Source organism: Granulicella mallensis (assembly GCF_014203225.1).
In the GTDB taxonomy this organism is placed as follows: domain Bacteria; phylum Acidobacteriota; class Terriglobia; order Terriglobales; family Acidobacteriaceae; genus Granulicella; species Granulicella mallensis_A.
Genome location: NZ_JACHIO010000015.1, coordinates 58961 through 78832, shown reverse-complemented (window position 1 = coordinate 78832; position 19872 = coordinate 58961). Strand labels below are relative to the sequence as shown.

General features: G+C 58.8%; 13 protein-coding genes. 8 read left to right on the top strand and 5 right to left on the bottom strand.

Features of this window, described 5'->3' with window-relative positions; all coding sequences use genetic code 11:
• Positions 1–212 precede the first annotated feature (212 nt).
• The 5 genes from HDF15_RS17295 to HDF15_RS17275 all read right to left on the bottom strand — a co-directional run bounded on the left by HDF15_RS17295 (position 213) and on the right by HDF15_RS17275 (position 10873).
• Positions 213–1079, bottom strand: coding sequence for a UbiA-like polyprenyltransferase (locus tag HDF15_RS17295; RefSeq protein ID WP_184257748.1), 867 nt, complete (start codon positions 1077–1079; stop codon positions 213–215).
• Positions 1080–1327: 248 nt separating this feature from the next.
• The gene (locus tag HDF15_RS17290) at positions 1328–2098 is read right to left on the bottom strand and encodes a BON domain-containing protein (RefSeq protein WP_184257746.1); all 771 of its coding nucleotides are present in this window, start codon (positions 2096–2098) and stop codon (positions 1328–1330) included.
• 422 nt (positions 2099–2520) lie between these two features.
• Positions 2521–6765 (bottom strand): translocation/assembly module TamB domain-containing protein, encoded by a 4245-nt coding sequence (locus HDF15_RS17285; protein ID WP_184257744.1) that lies wholly within the window; start codon positions 6763–6765, stop codon positions 2521–2523.
• A complete protein-coding gene (locus HDF15_RS17280; RefSeq protein ID WP_184257742.1) occupies positions 6762–7550 on the bottom strand; it encodes a peptidylprolyl isomerase in 789 nt (262 codons plus the stop codon). The genes HDF15_RS17285 and HDF15_RS17280 overlap by 4 nt, the downstream gene beginning before the upstream one ends.
• A gap of 17 nt (positions 7551–7567) precedes the next feature.
• Positions 7568–10873, bottom strand: coding sequence for an outer membrane protein assembly factor (locus HDF15_RS17275; RefSeq protein WP_184257740.1), 3306 nt, complete (start codon positions 10871–10873; stop codon positions 7568–7570).
• Between the two features lie 281 nt (positions 10874–11154).
• On the opposite strand from HDF15_RS17275, the gene HDF15_RS17270 reads away from it, so the two are divergent.
• The 8 genes from HDF15_RS17270 (at position 11155) to HDF15_RS17235 (ending at position 19800) form a co-directional block, all read left to right on the top strand.
• Positions 11155–12210, top strand: a complete 1056-nt coding sequence (locus tag HDF15_RS17270) for a ThiF family adenylyltransferase (protein WP_184257738.1) — start codon at positions 11155–11157, stop codon at positions 12208–12210.
• Between the two features lie 160 nt (positions 12211–12370).
• The gene (locus HDF15_RS17265) at positions 12371–13033 is read left to right on the top strand and encodes an RNA polymerase sigma factor (protein WP_014263877.1); all 663 of its coding nucleotides are present in this window, start codon (positions 12371–12373) and stop codon (positions 13031–13033) included.
• Complete coding sequence (locus HDF15_RS17260) at positions 13030–13344, top strand: hypothetical protein (protein ID WP_184257736.1); 315 nt, start codon at positions 13030–13032, stop codon at positions 13342–13344. Before HDF15_RS17265 ends, HDF15_RS17260 begins: the two co-directional genes overlap by 4 nt.
• Before the next feature lie 259 nt (positions 13345–13603).
• Complete coding sequence (locus tag HDF15_RS17255) at positions 13604–14221, top strand: shikimate kinase (protein ID WP_184257734.1); 618 nt, start codon at positions 13604–13606, stop codon at positions 14219–14221.
• Positions 14222–14563: 342 nt separating this feature from the next.
• Positions 14564–15631, top strand: a complete 1068-nt coding sequence (locus HDF15_RS17250) for an AI-2E family transporter (protein WP_184257732.1) — start codon at positions 14564–14566, stop codon at positions 15629–15631.
• Positions 15632–16144: 513 nt separating this feature from the next.
• The gene (locus HDF15_RS17245) at positions 16145–17398 is read left to right on the top strand and encodes a right-handed parallel beta-helix repeat-containing protein (RefSeq protein ID WP_184257731.1); all 1254 of its coding nucleotides are present in this window, start codon (positions 16145–16147) and stop codon (positions 17396–17398) included.
• 62 nt (positions 17399–17460) lie between these two features.
• Positions 17461–18762: an O-antigen ligase gene (locus HDF15_RS17240; protein ID WP_184257729.1), complete on the top strand. Its 1302-nt coding sequence runs from the start codon at positions 17461–17463 to the stop codon at positions 18760–18762.
• Between the two features lie 69 nt (positions 18763–18831).
• Complete coding sequence (locus HDF15_RS17235; protein ID WP_184257727.1) at positions 18832–19800, top strand: hypothetical protein; 969 nt, start codon at positions 18832–18834, stop codon at positions 19798–19800.
• Positions 19801–19872: the final 72 nt, after the last annotated feature.

The following is a 19872-nucleotide window of genomic DNA, read 5'->3' as shown; positions in this document are numbered from 1 at the left end:
TTGCTTTGAAGGGGCGGGGCTTCAGCCCCGCCGTTAGAGGCCGTTGCTTACAGTGGCTTTAGCCACTGAGGGAATGATGCCCGATAGATTTGATGGCTAGATAAGCCGCATTCCCTCCGCGGCTGAAGCCGCTTTAGAGGTTGTCACAACGGCGGGGCTGAAGCCCCGCCCCTTCAAAGCAAGATCTGGAACAAAGCTTTGATGACATTACCTCAACGGCGATGGAGCACATCGGTGGCGATGAACACAAAAAACACCATCGAAATAATCCCGTTGAGAGTAAAGAAGGCGGCATTCATTCGTCGCAGATCGTGCGGCGCAATAATGGCATGCTCATACGCAAGCAGCACGATCACGAGAACCATGCCCACCAGCGCGATCATTCCCAGCCCAAACGCATGGAGCAGGACAAACAGGAGCACAGCCATTCCCAGATGCATGAGTCGAGCGATCCAGAAGGCGCCTTCAAGACCAAACGCCTGGGGCACACTGTTCAGCCCGGCCTTGCGATCATGCTCAAAGTCCTGGCAGGCGTAGAGCACATCGAAGCCGCCTACCCAGAGAATGACGATCCCAGTCAGCAGCACGATCCGCGGCGACAGCGAGCCTCGAACCGCAATCCAGGCGGCTGACGGAGCGATTCCCAGTGCCAGTCCCAATACGACATGCGACCAGCGCGTAATACGCTTCATGTAGCTGTAAGCCAGCACAACGATCAGAGCGACCGGAGCAAGCTCCAGGGTCAGCCGATTGAGCATAGCGGCACCGAGAAAAAATACGCCCGCCGCGAGGATCGTGAAACAGAGAACGAACGACTTGGACAGCTCCCCCTTGGGGAGCGCCCTGGTGGCGGTGCGAGGGTTTGCGGCATCGATCTCGCTGTCTGCCAGGCGATTGAAGGCCATCGCCGCACTGCGCGCTCCGACCATGCAGACGACGATCCAGCAGAGAACGCGAAGCGAAGGCCACCCACCTGCGGCAAGAACCGCACCCGTCAAGGCAAACGGCAGCGCGAAGATCGAGTGTTCCCACTTGATCATCTCGAGCGTGACACGTGTGCTGCGAAGAACATTTTCCATTGTTTCTATCGTAATTGGTGAGGGGCATCACTCGCTTTTCGTCGTCATCCTGAAGCGCAGCCGAAGGACTCCCGCATTGTGCACAGCGCTAGATGGAGCGAAGTCTGCCTATGCAGGTATGGCAGTCACCATTTGCATGAACCCGAGGTTCACGTGGTGGCACAGAATGCAGGGGTCCTTCGCCTACGGCTCAGGATGACGACGAAAAACAAGCAACGACAATCACACTACGTGCTTCAGATAAAGTCTTACCGGCCCGCCTGCTGGCCCGCAATCTGCAAGTGGTTTTCGACCGAGAAGACTCCCGGAACGCCATTCGCGCGAATACCTGCGATGTCGTGGTCCATCTTGCTGTCAACCACGCCGTTCAGCGTCACGTGCCCATTGACGACGGTAATTCTGATCGTCTTTGCAGGGTCCAGAGCGTACTTGTTGAGCGCAGGATGGCCATAGATTGCCCGCGCCTCCGCGATGCGAATGCGGTCGTCCATCGGAGAGACCGGAGCTACTTCCAGGTTGTCGATGATGTCACGCACTCCGGGGGTATTCGCCACGAGGCTAAGGGCTGAATCCTTATCGGTAGGTCCGTACACCATGCCACTCAGCGTTACGACGCCATGGTCGACGCCCAGGTTGATGTTGTTGTACACCGTCGTTCCGTAGCCCACCCGGTCATAGACCAAAGCCTTGCCGAGCTTCTCTCGCAGCGCCCCATCGCTGATGTTTTCCGGCACCGCAACTTCGATCCTGTTACTGACCGCAGAGGCGTTCTTCGCGTGATTCGCCTTGCGATCGGCCTCTTCCTTATCACTGAAGCGCTCCACCCGGCCACTGAGTGTAACGACGCCATTGTTCACCGCTACATGCACGTTGCTGAATCGCTTGTTGCCGAGCGACTTCTGGACCTCGGCACTAATCTGCGCATCGGCGGGCGACTGCGCATGGATCATGGTGGGTGCTGCGAGCAGGATGCTCAAAACAGGAGAGAGGATAAAACCGATTCGAGAGACAAGTCGCATAAGAAAGATACTCCGGAAAACTGCGAAAAGTAAACAGCTATGTAACTGCCACTGCGCAACATTAGATGCCTAAGAAACACCTGGCGAGTAAATATATTCCAATACGGGGTAGAAATCACGTAAAGAGGGAGTGTGGGCTGTGGGGATCATAGAGGCGTGTCATCAAATTGCGCGCAGCGCGTTCCCCGATGCTTCAGCATCGGGGAGGCGGAGGGAGCCGTAGCCTTTAGGCTACGGAATTCAGGCTTAGCAAAGATGTGGCCTTTAGGCCCGGGCCTTCTTTCGAATGCGCACAAAAGGCCCGGGGCTAAAGCCCGATTCTTGCCTGCCCCCTTATTCCGTAGCCTAAAGGCTACGGCTCCCTCCGTCTCCCTGACGCTGAAGCGCCAGGGAACGCGCTGCGCGCCATCGGATGGCGCCCCCTAGCGATAGCGCTTGCGGATCTTGTAGACGACCGAATACACGCCCGATTCGTCGCGGGTTGCGACGATCGATTTGTTCTCGTCGATCTGATACTGCACCTGGATCAGCTGCTGGGCGCTCTGGTTGACGTTCGTCGCGAACACCAGCGTGAGTTGCTTGGAGAGCGGCTCCTGAACGGTGATGCGTGCCGCCGAGTTGCCGAGCGTCCCTACAAAGGCCGGGTCGATCTTGAACGAGCCCGCACCGAAGAGCTTGCCCACACGGTTCGAGACCGTTGCATTGAGCGCCCCGCCGAGCAACGCACTGGTGGTCGGGTCGGTTCCGGCCTGCACCTGCTGCTCCTGGTAGAGCTGCGCCTCCTCCTGCGTTCGTCCGAGGGCGAGCAGGTTGAAGATATCGGCTTCAGCCAGCGGCGGCTCGGAGCGATAGGTAGGCTTCAGGTTCGTCGTCGTGCCATGCAGCCCGATCGTGAGGTCGTAGTTCTCGACGCGTGCGGTGGCATCGAGGTCGATCGTCGGGTCGATGCGCACGGGATTGCTGAAGTAGATGTTGCCGCGCTCGAGCTCATACTTCGTCCCCGCAAAGGTCGCGCTGCCGTCGGTGATCTGGATGCGGCCGAGCACGCTGGGCGTTCCAAGAGTACCCCGGAGAGTGAGATCGACGTTGCCCGCGAGCTTCGCGTAGGAGTTCTGGAAGTCGAGCTGCGGCGCGCTGGTGACATGGACATCCAGATGAACCTTGTTCATCGCAGAGTCCGGATCGGGCGGCGCTTCCACTCCGCCCGACCCAGCGAACGCGGCAAAGTCCATGTCCGGCCCGATGCCAAAACGAGTAATCAGCACCGAGCCGGAGAGCAGCAGAGACTGCTGCGTGCCCTGCAGGCGGAAGTTCGCATTCGCCGTCGCGCTCATGCCGTAGAGCCGCACCCGCACGTTATCGCCGGTCGCGGTAAGGTCCGAGAAGAGGCCCTTCTGATAGCTGATCGATCCACCCAGCTTGAGCTGCCCGCCCCCGGTCGTCGCAGTCAGATCCTGCACAGTCAGACGGTTCTCGTTGAAGACCATCGATCCATTCAGATTGCTCAGACCGTTGGGAATGCCGTCCATCGCGAGGTTCACGTTCTGGAACTGCACATTGCCGGTCAGCGAAGGCTGCTTCAACCGCCCATCGGCAGCTACCTTGAACGTGACCTTGCCCGAAGTAATGAGATTGGGGTCGAAGGTGTGCGCAATCGTCATGCTGATGTTGCCGTTCGCATTCAGCTTGATCGCTCCCCCCATCGGATTGTCGTCTCCGAAGACCTGCAATGTCCCTCCGGCATGGAGGTCCGTGTCCTGCCCAACGATGTGCAACTGCTCGACCGAGACGACCCCGTTGCTCAGGCTTGCGCGCAGAGGCTCTGAGGTCTTCAGCTCGACCCCCTGGAGTTTGAAGTCGAAGGTGCCGAAGGCAGCCGTGCCCTGCAGTTGCAGCGGCTTGGCGGCAGGACCGTTCACGGTGACGGTGCCATCGATGATGGAACTCGTCTGAACCAGGCCCGGCGAGAACAGGGACATCGGCCTGGAGACATCGAAGCCGGTGAACGTGAGCTTTGCCTGGGTCTGATAGTCGCCCTGCAGCGACGTCTGTCCGTTCGCCGCCACCTGGGCTCCGACCATGTGCGAGGTCAGGTCGTAGTAGACGGTCGAGCCCGTGCTGTGGGCCGTTAGATTGAGCTCACCCAACAGCTTGCCCTCGACCGTGATATTCGCCACCGCGAGCTTCGCCTGTAGATTCGGCTCCAGCATTGTGCCATCGACCGTGGCGTCGAGCGAGAGCACGCCGTCAGCATCCGTATTCGCCTTATGCACGACATCGAGCTTGGAGAGCTGCAGCTTATCGCCCTGCACATGAGCATTGATGTGCTTGCTCGTCAGGTTGTACCCGCCACTTCCTGTAACGGTCATGCCATGAGCCTGCACCAGGAAATGAGAGGCATTGATCTGCTGCCCCTGCGCGGTCGCATCGACAGAAACAGTCTGGTAGTTCTCTCCGTACGCCGCACCGTTGGTCAGTGTGACATTGCCGCTGCCATGCAGGTCTTTGACGGTTCCGGAGAGGTGGGCATTGATGTTGGCGGTCCCCGTAACAGGAACCTTGCTCTGCTGCCCGGCGATCTGCAACAGGTCGGCCACCTGGGCGTTGGCCAGCTTCACGCTGGTATCGATGCCAAGATCGTCGTCCCATACATAGTCGACAACGCCACGCCGGGAGACGACCTTCCTCGGCTCAAACGTTCCGGTTACATTGAGCAGAGCGGTCCCGCGTTTGATGGTGGAACTGGCGATGGCGACGCCGCTGTTGGGCGAGTACTCAGCATCGGCGATGGCGGAATCGATCTGCACGTCGGCGGCGGTGCCCAGTTTGACCTCAGCGTTATTCGCTACGAGATGGCCCTTTACGTCTAGATTGCGTATCGCGCCCCGTGCGGAACCGTTGAAGTCCATGGCCCCATGCAGCACGACAGGAATTGCAGCCGTGCCCTTCTTGCCGTTGGCTTCAAAGCCGAGCGTCTGCAGCAACTGGTCAAACTCGCCAAGATCGCGTGCCTGCAGATTGACCTGCAGGGAGGTAAGCGGATCGCCATTGTTGACGCCCAGTATTCCGTTGACCTGCAGCACGGTGGCGGGCGTTTGTAACTCGAGATGCGTAATGCTTACAGACTCCGGGCGTCCGTCATAGTGCGCCAGTGTCTGGCCGGTCACAGGAATGTTCGAGAGCGCACCGCGGCGTGCAACGTTCGTCGGTGCGAACTTCAGGTCGCCATCCACCTGGACGGTCTTCGAGACGTCAGGGTCCGTCCCGCCCCACTGGACCTTGACCGGCCCCGTTACTCCGGTGTCGAAGCCGAGATCGCCATAGTGTTCGGGCGCGGTGATATCCATAATCGTGCGCAGCGGGATGCGATCGATCGTAGCCGTAACGAAGGCGCGAGAGCCGCCTGGAGTCGCACCCAGCCAGTTCTCGATCCGCAGCTCGCCCTGCGCGCTGCCCCCACCGGGCAGAGAAGCCGTGAGCGAAGACAGCAGCATCTGTGCCGGAGTGAAGTGCATTTGAGCGGCGCCGTTGATGTCATGCAGCCGCACATATTCATTGCGATAGCCCACGTTATGCAGCTTGACCGCGCCCACTAACAGATAGCCGGACTTGCAGTCAGGATCGGGTGGCTGCAGCGTCGCGGTGGCCGGGGCCGGGGTCTTGCTATGCCGCTGCCAGAAGTGCTTCTTGGGCGCGGCCGGAGGCGGGACAACGCAGTTGCGGCCATGCACGTCCAGATCGACCGAGCCCCCGGTCAGGCCCTCGACTCCAGTAAGAAAGCCCAGCTGTTTGATCTCCACCGAGCCCTTTGCCTGGACCTGCCATGCGGGCTTGTTGAAGTGTTCCAGGAGCGCGTTCGCGGTGAGGTGTGTCGTCGCACCGGTGCGGAAGTCCAGGCTCTGCAACTGTGCCATGTCGCGCCCGATCTCGGCGGTCAGATGCAGCTTCGATTGCACCTCGGGCTGCTTCGCCATCTTTGTGCGCAGGTCCGCGAGGTCGACCGTCGCACCGTAGTGGTCGGACGACGCGATGTAATGCACCTCAACATTGAGGTCCTGTGCGGCAAGGTCGAACGGAATCGCGCGATCGTTCAAGACAGCAAGTCCGTTCGCCAGCTCCACCTTGCCGGCCTGCAGGTCGAGCAGGGTGTCCTGTATCGGCTCCGTACTGGTGCCCTTGCGCTTGGGGACAGGCTGATTGGTCTTGCCGTCCTTGTCGATGATGAGATGAATATGCGGCTGCTCGACGCGCAGATAGTTCACACCCACGTGCGACTGCGGCCCCTTGCCCACGATGTGCGAGAGAAACGTGTTGATGCGCAGACGCACAAAGATCTTGTCCGCGGAGAGATAAGGGGCTTCCCCCGGGCCCTCCGTGCCGTGCAGAACAAGCCCGTCCGCCTCAATCGCCAGGTGCCAGAGACTGAAGGAGAGATGGCCCAGCTCGACGCGAGCGCCGGTCGAATCCTCGATCACCTTGACGACCTCGCCCCCAACCCGGTGCTGAAAATCATCCGTCGTCGCGTAGAACGAAACGCCCACCACCAGCAGCACGAGGAGCAGCGCCAGCGAGCCGAAGATCCACCCGAACATACGGGCGGTGCGGCTGCGCTTTGGAGCAGGCGAGGAAGAGACTTCGCCGGTAGAGGGTTTCGGAGTCTCGCTCATGGCGCCCCCTCTTCCGGATGCAGCACCACCACACTGCCCTGCGCGCGCAGGCTCCTCAGCCAGTCGCCCAGCAGGTTGGAGACCTCCTGCTGCAGCAGCACCTCCTGGATGCGGCTGGAGATCGACTCCAGGCTCGGCGGCGTCGCCTTCTGCCTGGCGTACTCAGGCAGCAGCATCTTGTCGTAGTAGTCCTTGATCTCTTCAGGCTTGATCTTGATGCCCAGGCGGAAGCGCTCTTCGATAAAGCGCAGCACCTCCATGCGCGACCGCCAGCGGTTGATCAACACTGCTTCGGTAAATCCATTAGCGGCAAGGAACTTGTTCCATCCGTCCGGCGTCTCGCAGTTGTAGGGCTTGCACGCCGGAATATTCTTGCGCAGGCTGTCGAGATCTTTCCTGACCTGATCGTCCGTAATGGGATCTTCAGGCTGCAACTTCAACTGCTGCAGGATGAGGCTTCGGTTGATGAGGCGCTCGATGGCGCGGTCGCGCGAGGTATCCGCATTCGGATTACGGTACGGCTGGAAGACCTGCAGGCGAATCTCTTCATTGACATCGCTGTCGAGAATGAGATCGCCGTTCACAATAGCCACCACTCGGTCGAGTGCCATCCCCTGCGCGAGGGGCATCTGCGGCGCGACAGCCTGCGGCTCCGGCGCGGTCACGGGAACGGAGTTCTTCTGTGCTGTGCTTTGAGCGCGCATCGTTCCCGGCAGAACGCACACCGCCGCAATCACCAAAAGGCGGAGACGAAGGCTGTCGGGTTGGCGTGTGCGCGTCATCATGGTTTGAAAACGATGTTTTAGAAACTCTGTCCGATGCTGAAGAAGAAGTTGAAGTGACTCGCCTGGCCTACATAAGGGAGAGCGCCGGTGTAGTCGTCGAAGACGGGATACACCGGAGGATTGAGGTTATAGCTGAAGTCCACACGAATCGGCCCAACGGGCGTCTTATAGCGAACGCCAAGGCCGATCGCGTGCGAGTAGTACTTGAAGCTGCAGGTGCCCACGGCATTCGCCTGCTGCTGCCGCTCATTGTCGCCCGGCGTTCCGGGAGGAATCGTTACATTCCTGCAGGTCTGTTCGTTCGGCTGATGAAAGTTCTTGATGCTCTTGAACATGTCTCCGGGATATTGGAAGACGTTCCCCATATCGTGAAAGATGACGAAGGAGATGCTGTCTCCGACCAGCGGAAGCGTCGGTGGAGGAAGGCGCAACTCAACCGTATTGACGACCACCCCCGAGCCGCCGACGGGATACCCGGTCGTAAGATCGCGCGGACCGGCGGCATTGATTCCAAAGCCGCGATGCGACGTGGCACCACCGGCATACAGGCGCTCCGGCAGTGGAACGGCGTTACAGGTTGCGTTCGTCTGCAGCAGGATGCCCGCGCAGGCCAGATTGCTGACACCAATCTGGCCGCTGCCCACGCCAGCCGCGTTCGGGTTCAGACCAAAGGAATTCTCGAAGCCGATACGCGTGTTGCGCGCCAGCACATACTTCCTCTTGCCGAAGGTGTAATACGTGGACTGCGAGGCATCGACCTTATTGAAGTCGGTATCCGAGCCGAACTTCGACGAAGCAATAAATTCCTGGATCGAGAAATACGTGCCCTTGCCCGCATCCAGGGGGCTGGGATCGCGCGTGTCATGGAAGTACGTAATCGCCGGTCCACCGACACGCACCGGCTCCGACAGTTGAGGGATGAGGTTGGGCGTGACTTCGAGACTCGCCGCATCGACCGATACCCGGCGATATTGGAAGTCGTAGATGAACGTATCGGCCTTGCGGAACTTCTGCGTCAACCGCACATCGCCCTGCAGCGTGGACGAAGCAAAGGTGGTGATGTCCTGCACGTTGGAGTAGCCGCCGGAGAGCGTCGCGGTGTAGTTAGGCTTGCCCAGCAACTGCGGAGTGTTCAAGCTCAACGTCGCTACTTTTTCCAGCAGGCCGTACGTTGTATGCAGCGTGAGCGATTGCGTTGTACCGCGCAGATTGATACGCGAGATATCCAGCGTGCCGCGAGGGCTGACACCGGCCTTACCATTCTGCGCGGCAGTGCCGGCACTGCCGCTCGTACCGGTAATGGTTCCAGGGGCGATTCCACCGGGAACCACACCGGGAGTTCCGGTCTGTGCCTCAAAGCCGAAGCCGTAGGTCACATCCCATCGCTTGGCCTCGGTCAACTGCACCAGGACGTTCTTCATCGGCGCATTGCCCGTGGGGTTCTGCACCTGGGCGTTGACTTCATTGAACAGAGCAAGGTTGTAGAGCTTGCGCTGCGTCTCGAGCAACGCCGCCTGATCGAGAGAACCGCCTGCATGGACAGTGAGTTGTTTCTGCACCACGGACGGCTTCGTATGCACGATGCCTGAGAGCAGCACCTGGTCGATGAAGACCTGCTGACCTTCCGTCACGTTCAAGGTAACGTTGGTCCTGGTCTTGTCGGCCTCTTCGACTCCCTGTGCGATCTCGATCTTCGCGTGGTCGAAGCCATGTGCGATGTAGTAGTGCAGCACCGCATCGCGATCGCCCGATAGAGTGATCAGCGAGAAGGGCTGCCCCGTCTGCGCGTTCAGCAGCGACTGCACATCTTTCTGGCGCCCTGCGTCCACTCCGGAAAACTTGATCGCGCCAAACTTCTGCTGTGGGCCTTCGACGATATTGAAGGTCACGCGAATCTGCGCAATCTTCGAGTCGGGCCCTTTCTCAATGTCCTTGACGTCGGCAGTTACCTTGGCCGCGCTGAATCCGTTGGCACGATACAGCGCAAGAATCGAGTTCGTATCGGCGGTAACCAACTGCGAGCTATAGGTTCCATTGCGCACATACGCATCGGCCTTCTTTACCCGCAGGCGTTCCTCAATCACATCCGTCTCGAAGTATTTATTTCCCTTCAGAGTAACGCCCGTTACCCTATGGCGCTGTCCCGGTGTCACGTCGTACTGCACGGTCACATTGCTTGTTCCCGCACCAAGGAGCTGCACCTTCGTCTGCGCATCGAAGTAGCCTTGCTGCTGGAGGTAGTCGCGAATGTTGAATGAGCCTTCATTGAGCAGGTCGTTATCGACCGCGCCTTCCTCGAAGACCGGAACCAGCAGATGCGTGCGCGACCTCGACAGCTTGACGCCGTTCACGATCACCTTGACCAACGGGCCCTGCTCCGCCGCGAAGTCGTAGTTCAGCCGCTTGGTCGGCGAAACATAGGTCTGGCCCTGCAGACTGACCGTGGCCTCGAGGCGGTTCTGCTTCTGGTAGTACTTCCGCACATCCGAGAGTGCCGTACTGGTCGTCTCGCGGCCAACCTTGGGGCGGCAACTCTTGTTGAACTTCGCAGCGATCCATGAGCAGTTGAGATGCCCCTTCTGGCGGAACTCATCGGTCGTGATCCCCGGCTCCTTGCCTCCGACGGCAACATCGCCCACCCGCGCCTGCGGTCCGGTCTCAATCGTAAAGGTCGCATTGACCTGGTGGCCGGCATCATCCGTCGTCGTAGCGACCTTCACGGTGGGCTGGTAGAAGCCGTTTTGGGCCAGCGTCTGTTTCACGCCTTCAACGGCGGCGGGGATCTGCGCCTCGGTATAGGGCGAACCGGGGTCGAGTTTGGTCGCGAACTCCAGCAGCGAAGTCAGCCGCTCCTGATTGACGCCGTGAATCTCAACTCGCCCGACGTAGTAACGGGCCGTTCCGACATAGATGAGCGTCAGGCTATTGCCGTTCGTCAATCCGTTGACGCCGATGTCACGATAGCGGCCGCTCGCAAACAGACGGCGCAGATCATTCTGGACCTTCTCCGGATCGAGGGGCTGTCCGGCCTTCTGGGTCAATTCCGCGAGGATGGCATCCTTCTCACCGAAGGTCACACCATCGAAGCGAATGGCTTCCACGTTGACACCACGCTTCTCCCAGATGCTGGTAGCCAGTGCCGGAAGGGTATTGGTCACACTCGCACTGGCCTGCGGATTGGCGGTGGCCTGGGCAGTAGCCTGGGGTACGGCCGGAGATACAGCCTGGGGAGTTGGAGCGTCGGGAATTGCCGTTGCGGTCTGCGCGCCCGCGCCGGTCAGCAGGGAAAAGCCCGTGACAGCCGCAAGACAAGCGTTTCGCAAGGCTCTCCTGCAAGCCGCCCCGCGCGGGGTGAGCCGGACATCCTTGCTCACGACACCAACCTCTGAACCCGCCAATGCCGGCATCCCCTCGAAAAAAATACTCTACTGTAACCACCACGAAGTAAGGCGCCATGCTGAGCCAGACTCGTCCGGAGATGTACTACAAGGAAGCAATCGCGATACGTCTGGGCTTCATTTTACAGATGCCAAAAGCGGCGCAAGAGTTCGCTCGCCTCCACGACCTCAACCTCCCCCCTCGTATACTGCGAAGGATGGAAGTTATGGCAAGCGAAGTCGATGCTACGCCAACCGGCCCGCCGATTGAAGATGCCGAACGCTACTCGCGGCAGGTGCTCTTTCGCGGCATTGGCGCGGAAGGCCAGAAGAAACTACAGCAAGGTCACGCCGCAGTCATCGGCGTAGGTGCCACGGGCGCAGCCACGGCCGGTCTGCTCGCCCGCGCCGGTGTCGGCCGCCTCACCCTGATCGATCGCGACTTCGTCGAGCCCTCCAACCTGCAACGTCAGGTATTGTTCGACGAAGACGACGCCCGCGCTGCCCTGCCCAAAGCCGAGGCTGCCAGACAGCATCTCGCCCGCATCAACTCCGGCATTGAGGTTGACGCTCAGGTGGCCGATCTCGTTCCCGCCAACATTGCAGCCCTGCTCGAAGGTGCGAATATCGTCCTCGACTGCACGGACAACTTCGAAACCCGATATCTACTGAACGACTTCTGCGTCAGCGAGGGCAAGCCCTGGATCTACGCAGCTGCGGTAGGCTCCTACGCCGCCACGATGAATATCCTGCCTCAGGAGACAGCCTGCCTCGCCTGCATCTTTCCCGCAGCCCCCTCCGGCAACGTCGAGACCTGCGATACCGCCGGAATTCTCTCCACGGCGGTCAACCTCGCCGCCTCGCTCCAGACCACCGAGGCGTTGAAGTTCCTTACCGGCCAACCGGAGCTTATGCGCAGGTCCCTGCTCTCCTTCGATCTCTGGACCGGAGAACGTTCGGAGATCGCCACCGCGCATCCGCGCAAGGGCTGTGAGGTCTGCGAGGCGCGCAGCTTCCGCTATCTCGCGGGCGAAGGTCGTCCTCACATCACCCTCTGCGGACGAAACTCCGTGCAGATTCACGAGCACCACCGTCCCGTGGACCTGCTTGCGCTGCGCGACCGCCTTTCGCCCCTTGGCAAGGTGCGCTCCAACGGCATGCTGCTGCGTTTCGAACGACCGCCGCATTCGATTACCGTCTTCCCGGACGGCCGCGCCCTGGTGCAGGGCACCACCGATGTCGGGCTGGCACGCTCTCTGTATGCGCGTTTTATCGGGGTGTAGCTTCCTGCTATGGGCCGTGCCCGGTATCGAGTCTGGAGATACAACCCACCCCCCTATGATGTAGTCCAATTGGCAGAACACTCGGAACTTACCGCCGCTTGCTATAGGCTGGAAGCAAGCGTTCCGGCGTAGATCGAGTGCAAGGACCGGACACTTACTTATGGGAACTCAAGGCTTTTCGACGATGCAGCCAAAACCGAATCCGGGTTTGTTCAAACGAAACCCACCTATCGCCGGCGAGGCTGACGCCATCGAGCGCGCAAAAAATGGCGACCCTGATGCGTTTTCCAAGCTTTACGCACTTCATAAGCGCCGTGTCTACACCCTTTGCCTGCGCATGCTCGGCAATGTCTCAGAGGCCGAGGATATGACGCAGGAGGCGTTTCTGCACCTATTCCGCAAACTGGGCAGCTTTCGTGGAGAGAGCGCCTTCTCAACATGGCTCCATCGCTTGACGGTGAACCTGGTACTGATGCACCTGCGTAAAAAGGGACTGCAACTGGTCTCGCTAGAAGAAACGATCAATCCTTCCGAGGAGGACGCTCCCAAGCGCGACTTCGGCTCTCGCGACCCGCAGCTGGCGGGTTCCGTGGACCGGGTGACGCTGGAGCGCGCTGTCGCTTCCCTGCCTCCCGGCTATCGTATGGTCTTTGTTCTGCACGATGTCGAAGGCTTCGAGCATAACGAGATCGCAACCATGCTGGAGTGCTCGACCGGCAACAGCAAGTCTCAGCTCCATAAGGCGAGGCTGAAGCTGCGCGAACTTCTTCGCCAGCCCGATCGGCTTCCGCCTGTTGAAGGCCTGAAGGAGGTAGCACTGTGAGCGACCTCACGAACGTCAACTTCGACACCATGACCGTAGCGGAGTTCGAGGAGTATCTTCCCGACCTCTTCGCCACCGGGGGCGGCAAAGTCAGCGAAGACCCACGCTTTACAAAGTTCCTCGCAGCCAACCCCGATTGCGCCGCCCTGGTGAGCGACCTGGAAACGATTGCCGAACATGCACGCAGTCTCTTCGAACCGACCCACGAACCGAGCGACTCCGTCTGGTCGAACATCGCGGACAAGCTGAAAAACGGCATCGTCGGCGACGAAGACGGAATCAACGGCACTGAACACTTAGCGACCGAATAAATCCTTGCAGGTGCGGCAGCAAAAGGCCGCACTTGCAAAATCCAACCCCACGCTGTACCTTGTTCTCGATGACGATGCACTGCACCTCCGCCCGATTTACCTATTGCTACTGGTGGCAACCAGCGGCCCGGCGGACGTGCGTGCTTCTCTGAGCGAACCCAGAGAAACGGAACGAAATCCACCGAGCCGCAACCCTAACAGGTTGCGGTTTTTCTTTTGCCCAAACCCGGTTCCCCAAAAACAAGATACGGAGACGACAATGACCGCAACAGCCGCTACGCTTGAAGCAGTGCCCGAACCCACTCCAGCCCGATCCGTGCCCTCTGCGGCACACCACCCCGCCCCGGCCGGCTATGACCGTATCGTCTTCACCGGCTTCATGGGCTCGGGCAAATCCACCGTCGGCGCGCTGCTGGCCGACCGGCTCGGTTGGACCTTCCTCGACCTGGACACGGAGATCGAGCGGCGCTGCGGCCTGACCGTGCCGCAGATCTTTGCCCAATTGGGTGAGGCACACTTTCGCCGGCAGGAGACGGCAGCACTGGCCTCCGTGCTGGGCCGCTCGCGCATTGTGATCGCTCTGGGCGGGGGCGCCCCCGAAGAGCTCGGCAACCGGCTGCTGCTGGAGCAGACTCCAGCGACAGCGGTGGTCTTTCTGACCGCGCCCTTTGCGACCCTCTACGACCGTTGCCAGGTGCAGGCAGCGACGCCAGGCGCTACGGAACGTCCCGTGCTGGCCGACCGCCAGAAAGCCGAGGCCCGCTTTGCGGCGCGGCTGAAGCACTATGAGCGCATTGCGGACTCCACGCTCGATACGACTGCGTTATCGCCCGAAGCGACCGTTGAGGCTGTGTTGAGAGCGTTTTCGCAAAGCTAATGGCTTTTGCTTTTCTGGTTGTCATTCCGAGCGGAGCGAGCGAACCTGCTTCCTCCCGTTCTTAACTCGTGCCCGTTCAAACTATGCAATCTTGGTTTTGCCCATATTTTCTGGGCAGTACGAACGAAGAACGGGAGACAGCAGGTTCGCTCGCTACGCTCGGAATGACAACCAGAAAAACAAAGGCAATCTGCCACCGTACGATAGGCTATAGCCTCATACACCTGGCAGACTGATCCCCGCATCTAACTCACAGCAAACAAAAGGAGCTTCGCGCTGATCTCACCGCCACCCGCCGCACAACCGCTGCCTCCGGAAGAGCAGCAGCTCACGCCGAAGCAGGTGCGCGAGTCCCGTGCAACGCGCAGCAACATCCTTTTCTTCTTCGCAGTTTTGATCGCGCTCGGTCTGGCGTGGAAGCTGCTCAACGTGCTGGAACTCGTCTACGTGAGCGCGCTCTTTGCGGTAGTTCTGATGCCGGTCGTACAGCAGATCATGCGGGTCAGGATTCGCGGCTGGAGCCCCTCGCGCCCCATCGCGATCGTCGTATTGCTCGGGACCGTGCTCTTCGCCCTGACGTTGTTTCTGATCGTCGGTCTGCCGCCCGTGGTGCATGACATCCAGCGCTTCGCCGCCGATCTGCCCAAGCGCATCCCCGACCTCGTCGCCCGGCTGCACAAGCTGCCGATGGCCGATAAACTGGGCGTCGATTCCCTGGCCCAGCGTTCGGAGGATCTTGCCTCCTCGGTCGCAAGCTATCTCCTCGCCTCGCTTCCACTCTGGATGAAGCGCATCCTCGATATTGTTACCGCCTTCATCCTCTGCATCTACTTCATGCTTGAGGGCGAATACGCCTACTATTACTTCCTCTCTTTTTTCACTGCCTCCGAGCGCACGCGCCTGGCCAAAACGCTGATCACGGCCGAGCATCGCATGAGCAAGTGGCTGCTGGGGCAGGGCGCTCTGATGCTGATCCTCGGCATTACCAGCATCTGCGTCTTCGGCGCACTGCATGTGCGCTACTTCGTTCTGTTGGGCGTCCTGATGGGACTCTTCAACATCATTCCCGTCGCCGGCGGCGTCATCACCATTCTGTTGGTGGCCAGCGTGGCCGCGCTCGACTCCTGGTCGAAGATGCTCGGGGTCTTCATCTTCTATGGGATCTATGTGCAGCTCGAAAACGGCTTCCTGACACCACGCATCATGAAGACCAGCGTGAACCTGATGGGACTCTCCGTACTGGTCGCATTGCTGGCCGGCACAGCTCTGGCAGGCATCCCCGGCGCACTCGTCTCCGTGCCGACCGCCGCCCTGATCGCCGTGTTGATGGACGAATACTTCGTCAAGGCGGACGGAGAGCAACTCGCCCGCGAGGCGGAAGCCACCGAAGCCATCGCGGCAAAAGCCTGATTGCAACCGTCCCGATGACGCTTCTTCCTCCCCACAGAAGCGTCATCCTGAGCGAAGCATCTCGCGCTTTTGCGAGGTGCGCAGTCGAAGGACCCCGAGGGACTCTATCTCGCCTATGACGCCAGGACCTTTTTCAGCACGAACGTCCAAGCTCGAGCGCTTGAGGTAGAAAAGGTGCAAAGGGTATAGGCAAAATTACAACCCTCGGGGTCCTTCGACTCCGCGTCCCCAAAAACCGGGACGCTACGCTCAGGATGACGTCTCTGTGGTGGGATAAAAACACGACCATTTTGAGTTGAGGCCACGACATTTGCGGTATTACTTGCAAATACGATCGCCGCGACCAGAGACATTTTGTCGACAAACAAGTGACATAAATGCGGCAACCCCATGCCCGCATTCAAAGTAAAACTGTATCTGTCGTAGAACCCCGCTCACCCCCGAGCTCGTCCGGACGGGACCGCCACGGGCCATCGTCCTGAAGGGATGCCAACGCAATAAGGAGAATTTTCAATGAAGTCCAGAAGATCGCTTCCTCTCCTTTTAGCCCTGGGCATGAGCGTATGTGGACTCTCTATGAACTCCCAGGCGGTGCCAATTGCGAGTAATGGCACTGGGACGTCCGGGATCAGCGTTATGAGCTATGGGGCTACGGGAGATGGAATCACCGACGACACAAAGGCCATCAACTCGGCGATGACAGCCTGCACCAACAAAACGGCTCCAGCCAACGGCTGCGTCTTGTATTTTCCGGCGGGCATCTACATCACGACAGGGCTTGCCCTCCAATCGTTTGTGCACATGAAAGGCGATGGCTGGGGAACCTCTGTCCTCCGGCTCAAACCGCACACCTCCGCGGATGTTCTTACAGTTCCGGCTGGAACTTTCAACTTCAGTGTTTACGGATTAACGCTTGACGGAAACTCCGCAAAGGGTGGATCTGGAAACTGCTTCTCTACCGCTACAACCCCAACTGGTCCGGTGGAGTGGAATACTGCGAATAAGCGAGCGGCTTCTATCAACGTCCAGAAGTGGGGACATATGGAAGAGGTGATGTTTACGAATTGCTCGGCGGACGGCATCCACATCAACGCCTATAACTACATGCTGTTCTTCGATAACTTCTACATTTTCAATAATGGCTCGTACGGCATTTATACCCAGGGAACGAACAGCAGCTTTTCAAACTTTCAAATCGAGCGTAGCGGTACAGCCGGAATACATGTCGCCAACGCCAATAATAGATTTACCTCCGGAGAAGTCATCTGGAATGGATCGGCCAACAGCACCGAAGCGGCAGTCTATGTATCCGGAGGAAGAAATATCCTCACGGCTGTTGAAGCTGAAGATAACTACACCAACGGATTTTTCGACAACGGCTCCGACGATGAATTTATTGGGTGTATCTCCGATTCAAACGGCTATGCACGAGGAAATGCGAATGCCTCTTCTTCGACCGCTAGCGGATTTATTCTTGACGGGACGGGTGGAGTCTATATCGGAGATAAGGTAACGAGTTATCGTGGCCGTCTCCCCGATGGAAAATTCCCCACCCAGTGGCCTTACATCCTGAAGAATGCAAACCAGGCAAGAATCGACATTAGCTCCGATAGCACCAACGAACCGCCGCCTACGGTCTCTGAGGTACCGCAAGCAGGATCGTCCATGGCCGGGCATGTAGCTTGTATCAAGTCAGCCGGGCCTCCTGTAGTGATTGGGTTCTGCTCCAAAGTGAACAGCTCCACAGGCGCTTGTACCTGCAGTTGAAACCATCACACCCGGCAACGCTCGACGTACTGCCCTGCGGCATTGGAATGGTATGAGGACACTTGAATACTAGCGCTACAACTTTCGAAGCAGGCAGCACAACGGCGCAGCCGACCCTGTTCCTTCCGGCGCTGATCGGATTCTTTTTCTCCTTTCGCATCTTCTCCGTGGTCCTGACAGTGCGTGTCCTGCAGCAAGACCCTCAAGTCGGGGTGGCCATCAATCTTGGTGTTAATTTCCTGTTGTTGCTGCTCGTCGTGTTTCAGACATTCGGTCCAGCACCTAGAACCCTGGGTTCCCTCCTGCGATTGCCCTGCCTCTTCTGGGTCCTGTTTTTTCTTGGATTCTCCGGCTGCAGTCTGATCTGGAGCGTTGCAGACTCGTTGCCGGCAGCGGCGGCTTTCTGGGGTGGGATGGCCGCTGACTGGGCGATGGTGATTCTGCTGCTTCGCTCAGGCTCTATTTCAGAGGTATCTTCCAGCCTCATGAAAGGCATCGTCTACGGGGCCTGCTGCGTTGCCCTGGTGGCATGGATCTTGCCAGCACAATCGGACCTTCGTCTTGGCGACGAAGACCTCCTCGGCCCCAATGCCATTGGCTATGCCTGCGGCTTCGCGATGTTTTTTGCGGAGTATTTGATCCTGGTACGGCGCGAGAAAGGACCCTGGAAATTTTCCTTAGTCTTTCTGGGCATCACGCTTCTCCGCAGCCTCAGCAAGACCACCATCATTGCTTTCATCGCGAGTGGAATCACCCTGTTGCTTCTGGATAAGTCGATCAGCCGAAAGACCAAGGTCATCGTGATTCTTTCGCTCATCGTTATCTTTATCTTGTTTTCGAGTTTATTAGTCTCCTACTTTTCGGACTATACCGACACCGGCACCGACACTGGAGATCAGGCGGAATCCCTTAGCGGCAGGCTTGGAATATGGGCTTACATCTTGAACGAAGCGGTGGATAAACCCTTGATCGGGCATGGATTTCATTCTGTCTGGCACGTAATCCCCCCTTTCTACACCTCTCAATTCGAGGCCAGGCACGCGCACAACGAGTTACTGCAGCAGTTCTATGCCTATGGCGTGGTGGGCATCGTCATGTTGATCGGCCTTTATGGCAGCTTCTATCGCCAGATCAAAAAACTGCCCGCCTCTCCGCTAAAGGCCATGCTGTCCGGGTTGCTGGTGTTCGTCCTTATCCGCGGCATTGCCGATACCGAAGCCTTTGATCTCTCGCTTCCGCTATGGGCAATGACCTTGTTCTCCGCCCTGATGGCGGAAGCCATGCTTTCACCGTCTCAGCTCGATTCCTCCGGCGCAACGCTCCCGGTTTCGAACTTACCCGTACAAACTCTGTCTCCCGGCTGAATCGGCTGAATGATTGAAAATGATCAGGGGAGGACGCTCTCCTAAGTTGGAAAAGAGAGAGGCAAAAAGATGTTCGCGAAGGAAGCCATTCAGAGAGCGCTGCAGCGCCTGAGACTGTGGGTTGCCGGGGACACCCTGCAGCTCATGGGACGCATGGCCAGTTGGCAGGTCCGACCACGGCAAGTGATCTCCTCGCTTCGTGACGTCGAATTTAAGGTGACTTCACAGTGGGGAGAAGACGGCATCATCGATTGGCTGATCGAGCGCGCCCAGATTCCTCCTGCCTCTCAATCCTTCATCGAGTTCGGAGTGGAAACCTACCGTCAGTCCAATACTCGATTTCTCCTGCAAAACCGTAACTGGCGCGGGCTCATTATGGACGGCAGTCCCGCCGTGGTCGCCGCCGTGAAAGAAGACAACCTCAACTGGAAGCATGACCTCACCGTTCGGGCCGCCTTCATCACGCGCGAGAATATCAACGACCTGATCTCAAGTGCCGGGTTCAGAGGCGACGTTGGGCTGCTCAGCATCGACATCGACGGCAACGACTATTGGGTATGGGAAGCCCTCCACGTCATCCGGCCCATCATCTGCATCTGCGAATACAACGCGGTTCTGGGAGACGTCCACCCCATCTCGACGCCCTATACCCCCAGCTTCAACCGTACCCAGGCTCACCACAGCAACCTATACTTCGGAGCTTCGATTGCCGCGCTCCGTTCGCTGGCGGTGAAGAAGGGATACCGTTTCGTCGGTACAAACTCCGCAGCCAACGACGCTTTCTTTGTGCGTGAAGACTATGCGCAACGATTCGTGGACAGCTCATTGCAAAATATCCAGGCGCTGCCGTCCTTCGTTCGCGAATCCAGGGACGAATCCGGGCAACTGAACTATATCGGCGGAGTCGGGCGGCTGAAGCTGATCTCGGCCTTGCCCGTGGTCAACGTGGAGACAGGTAAAACCAGCAGACTCAGCGACCTGGAGTCGGTCTACAGCCAGGAATGGCTGGAGAGCATGACCGGAACAGTCGAAGATTAGTCCTGGATTCGCAGTCGAATCTGCGGCGGTGGCACAGGCGGGAAGCAGATTCCCTTCGGGAATGACAGAAAG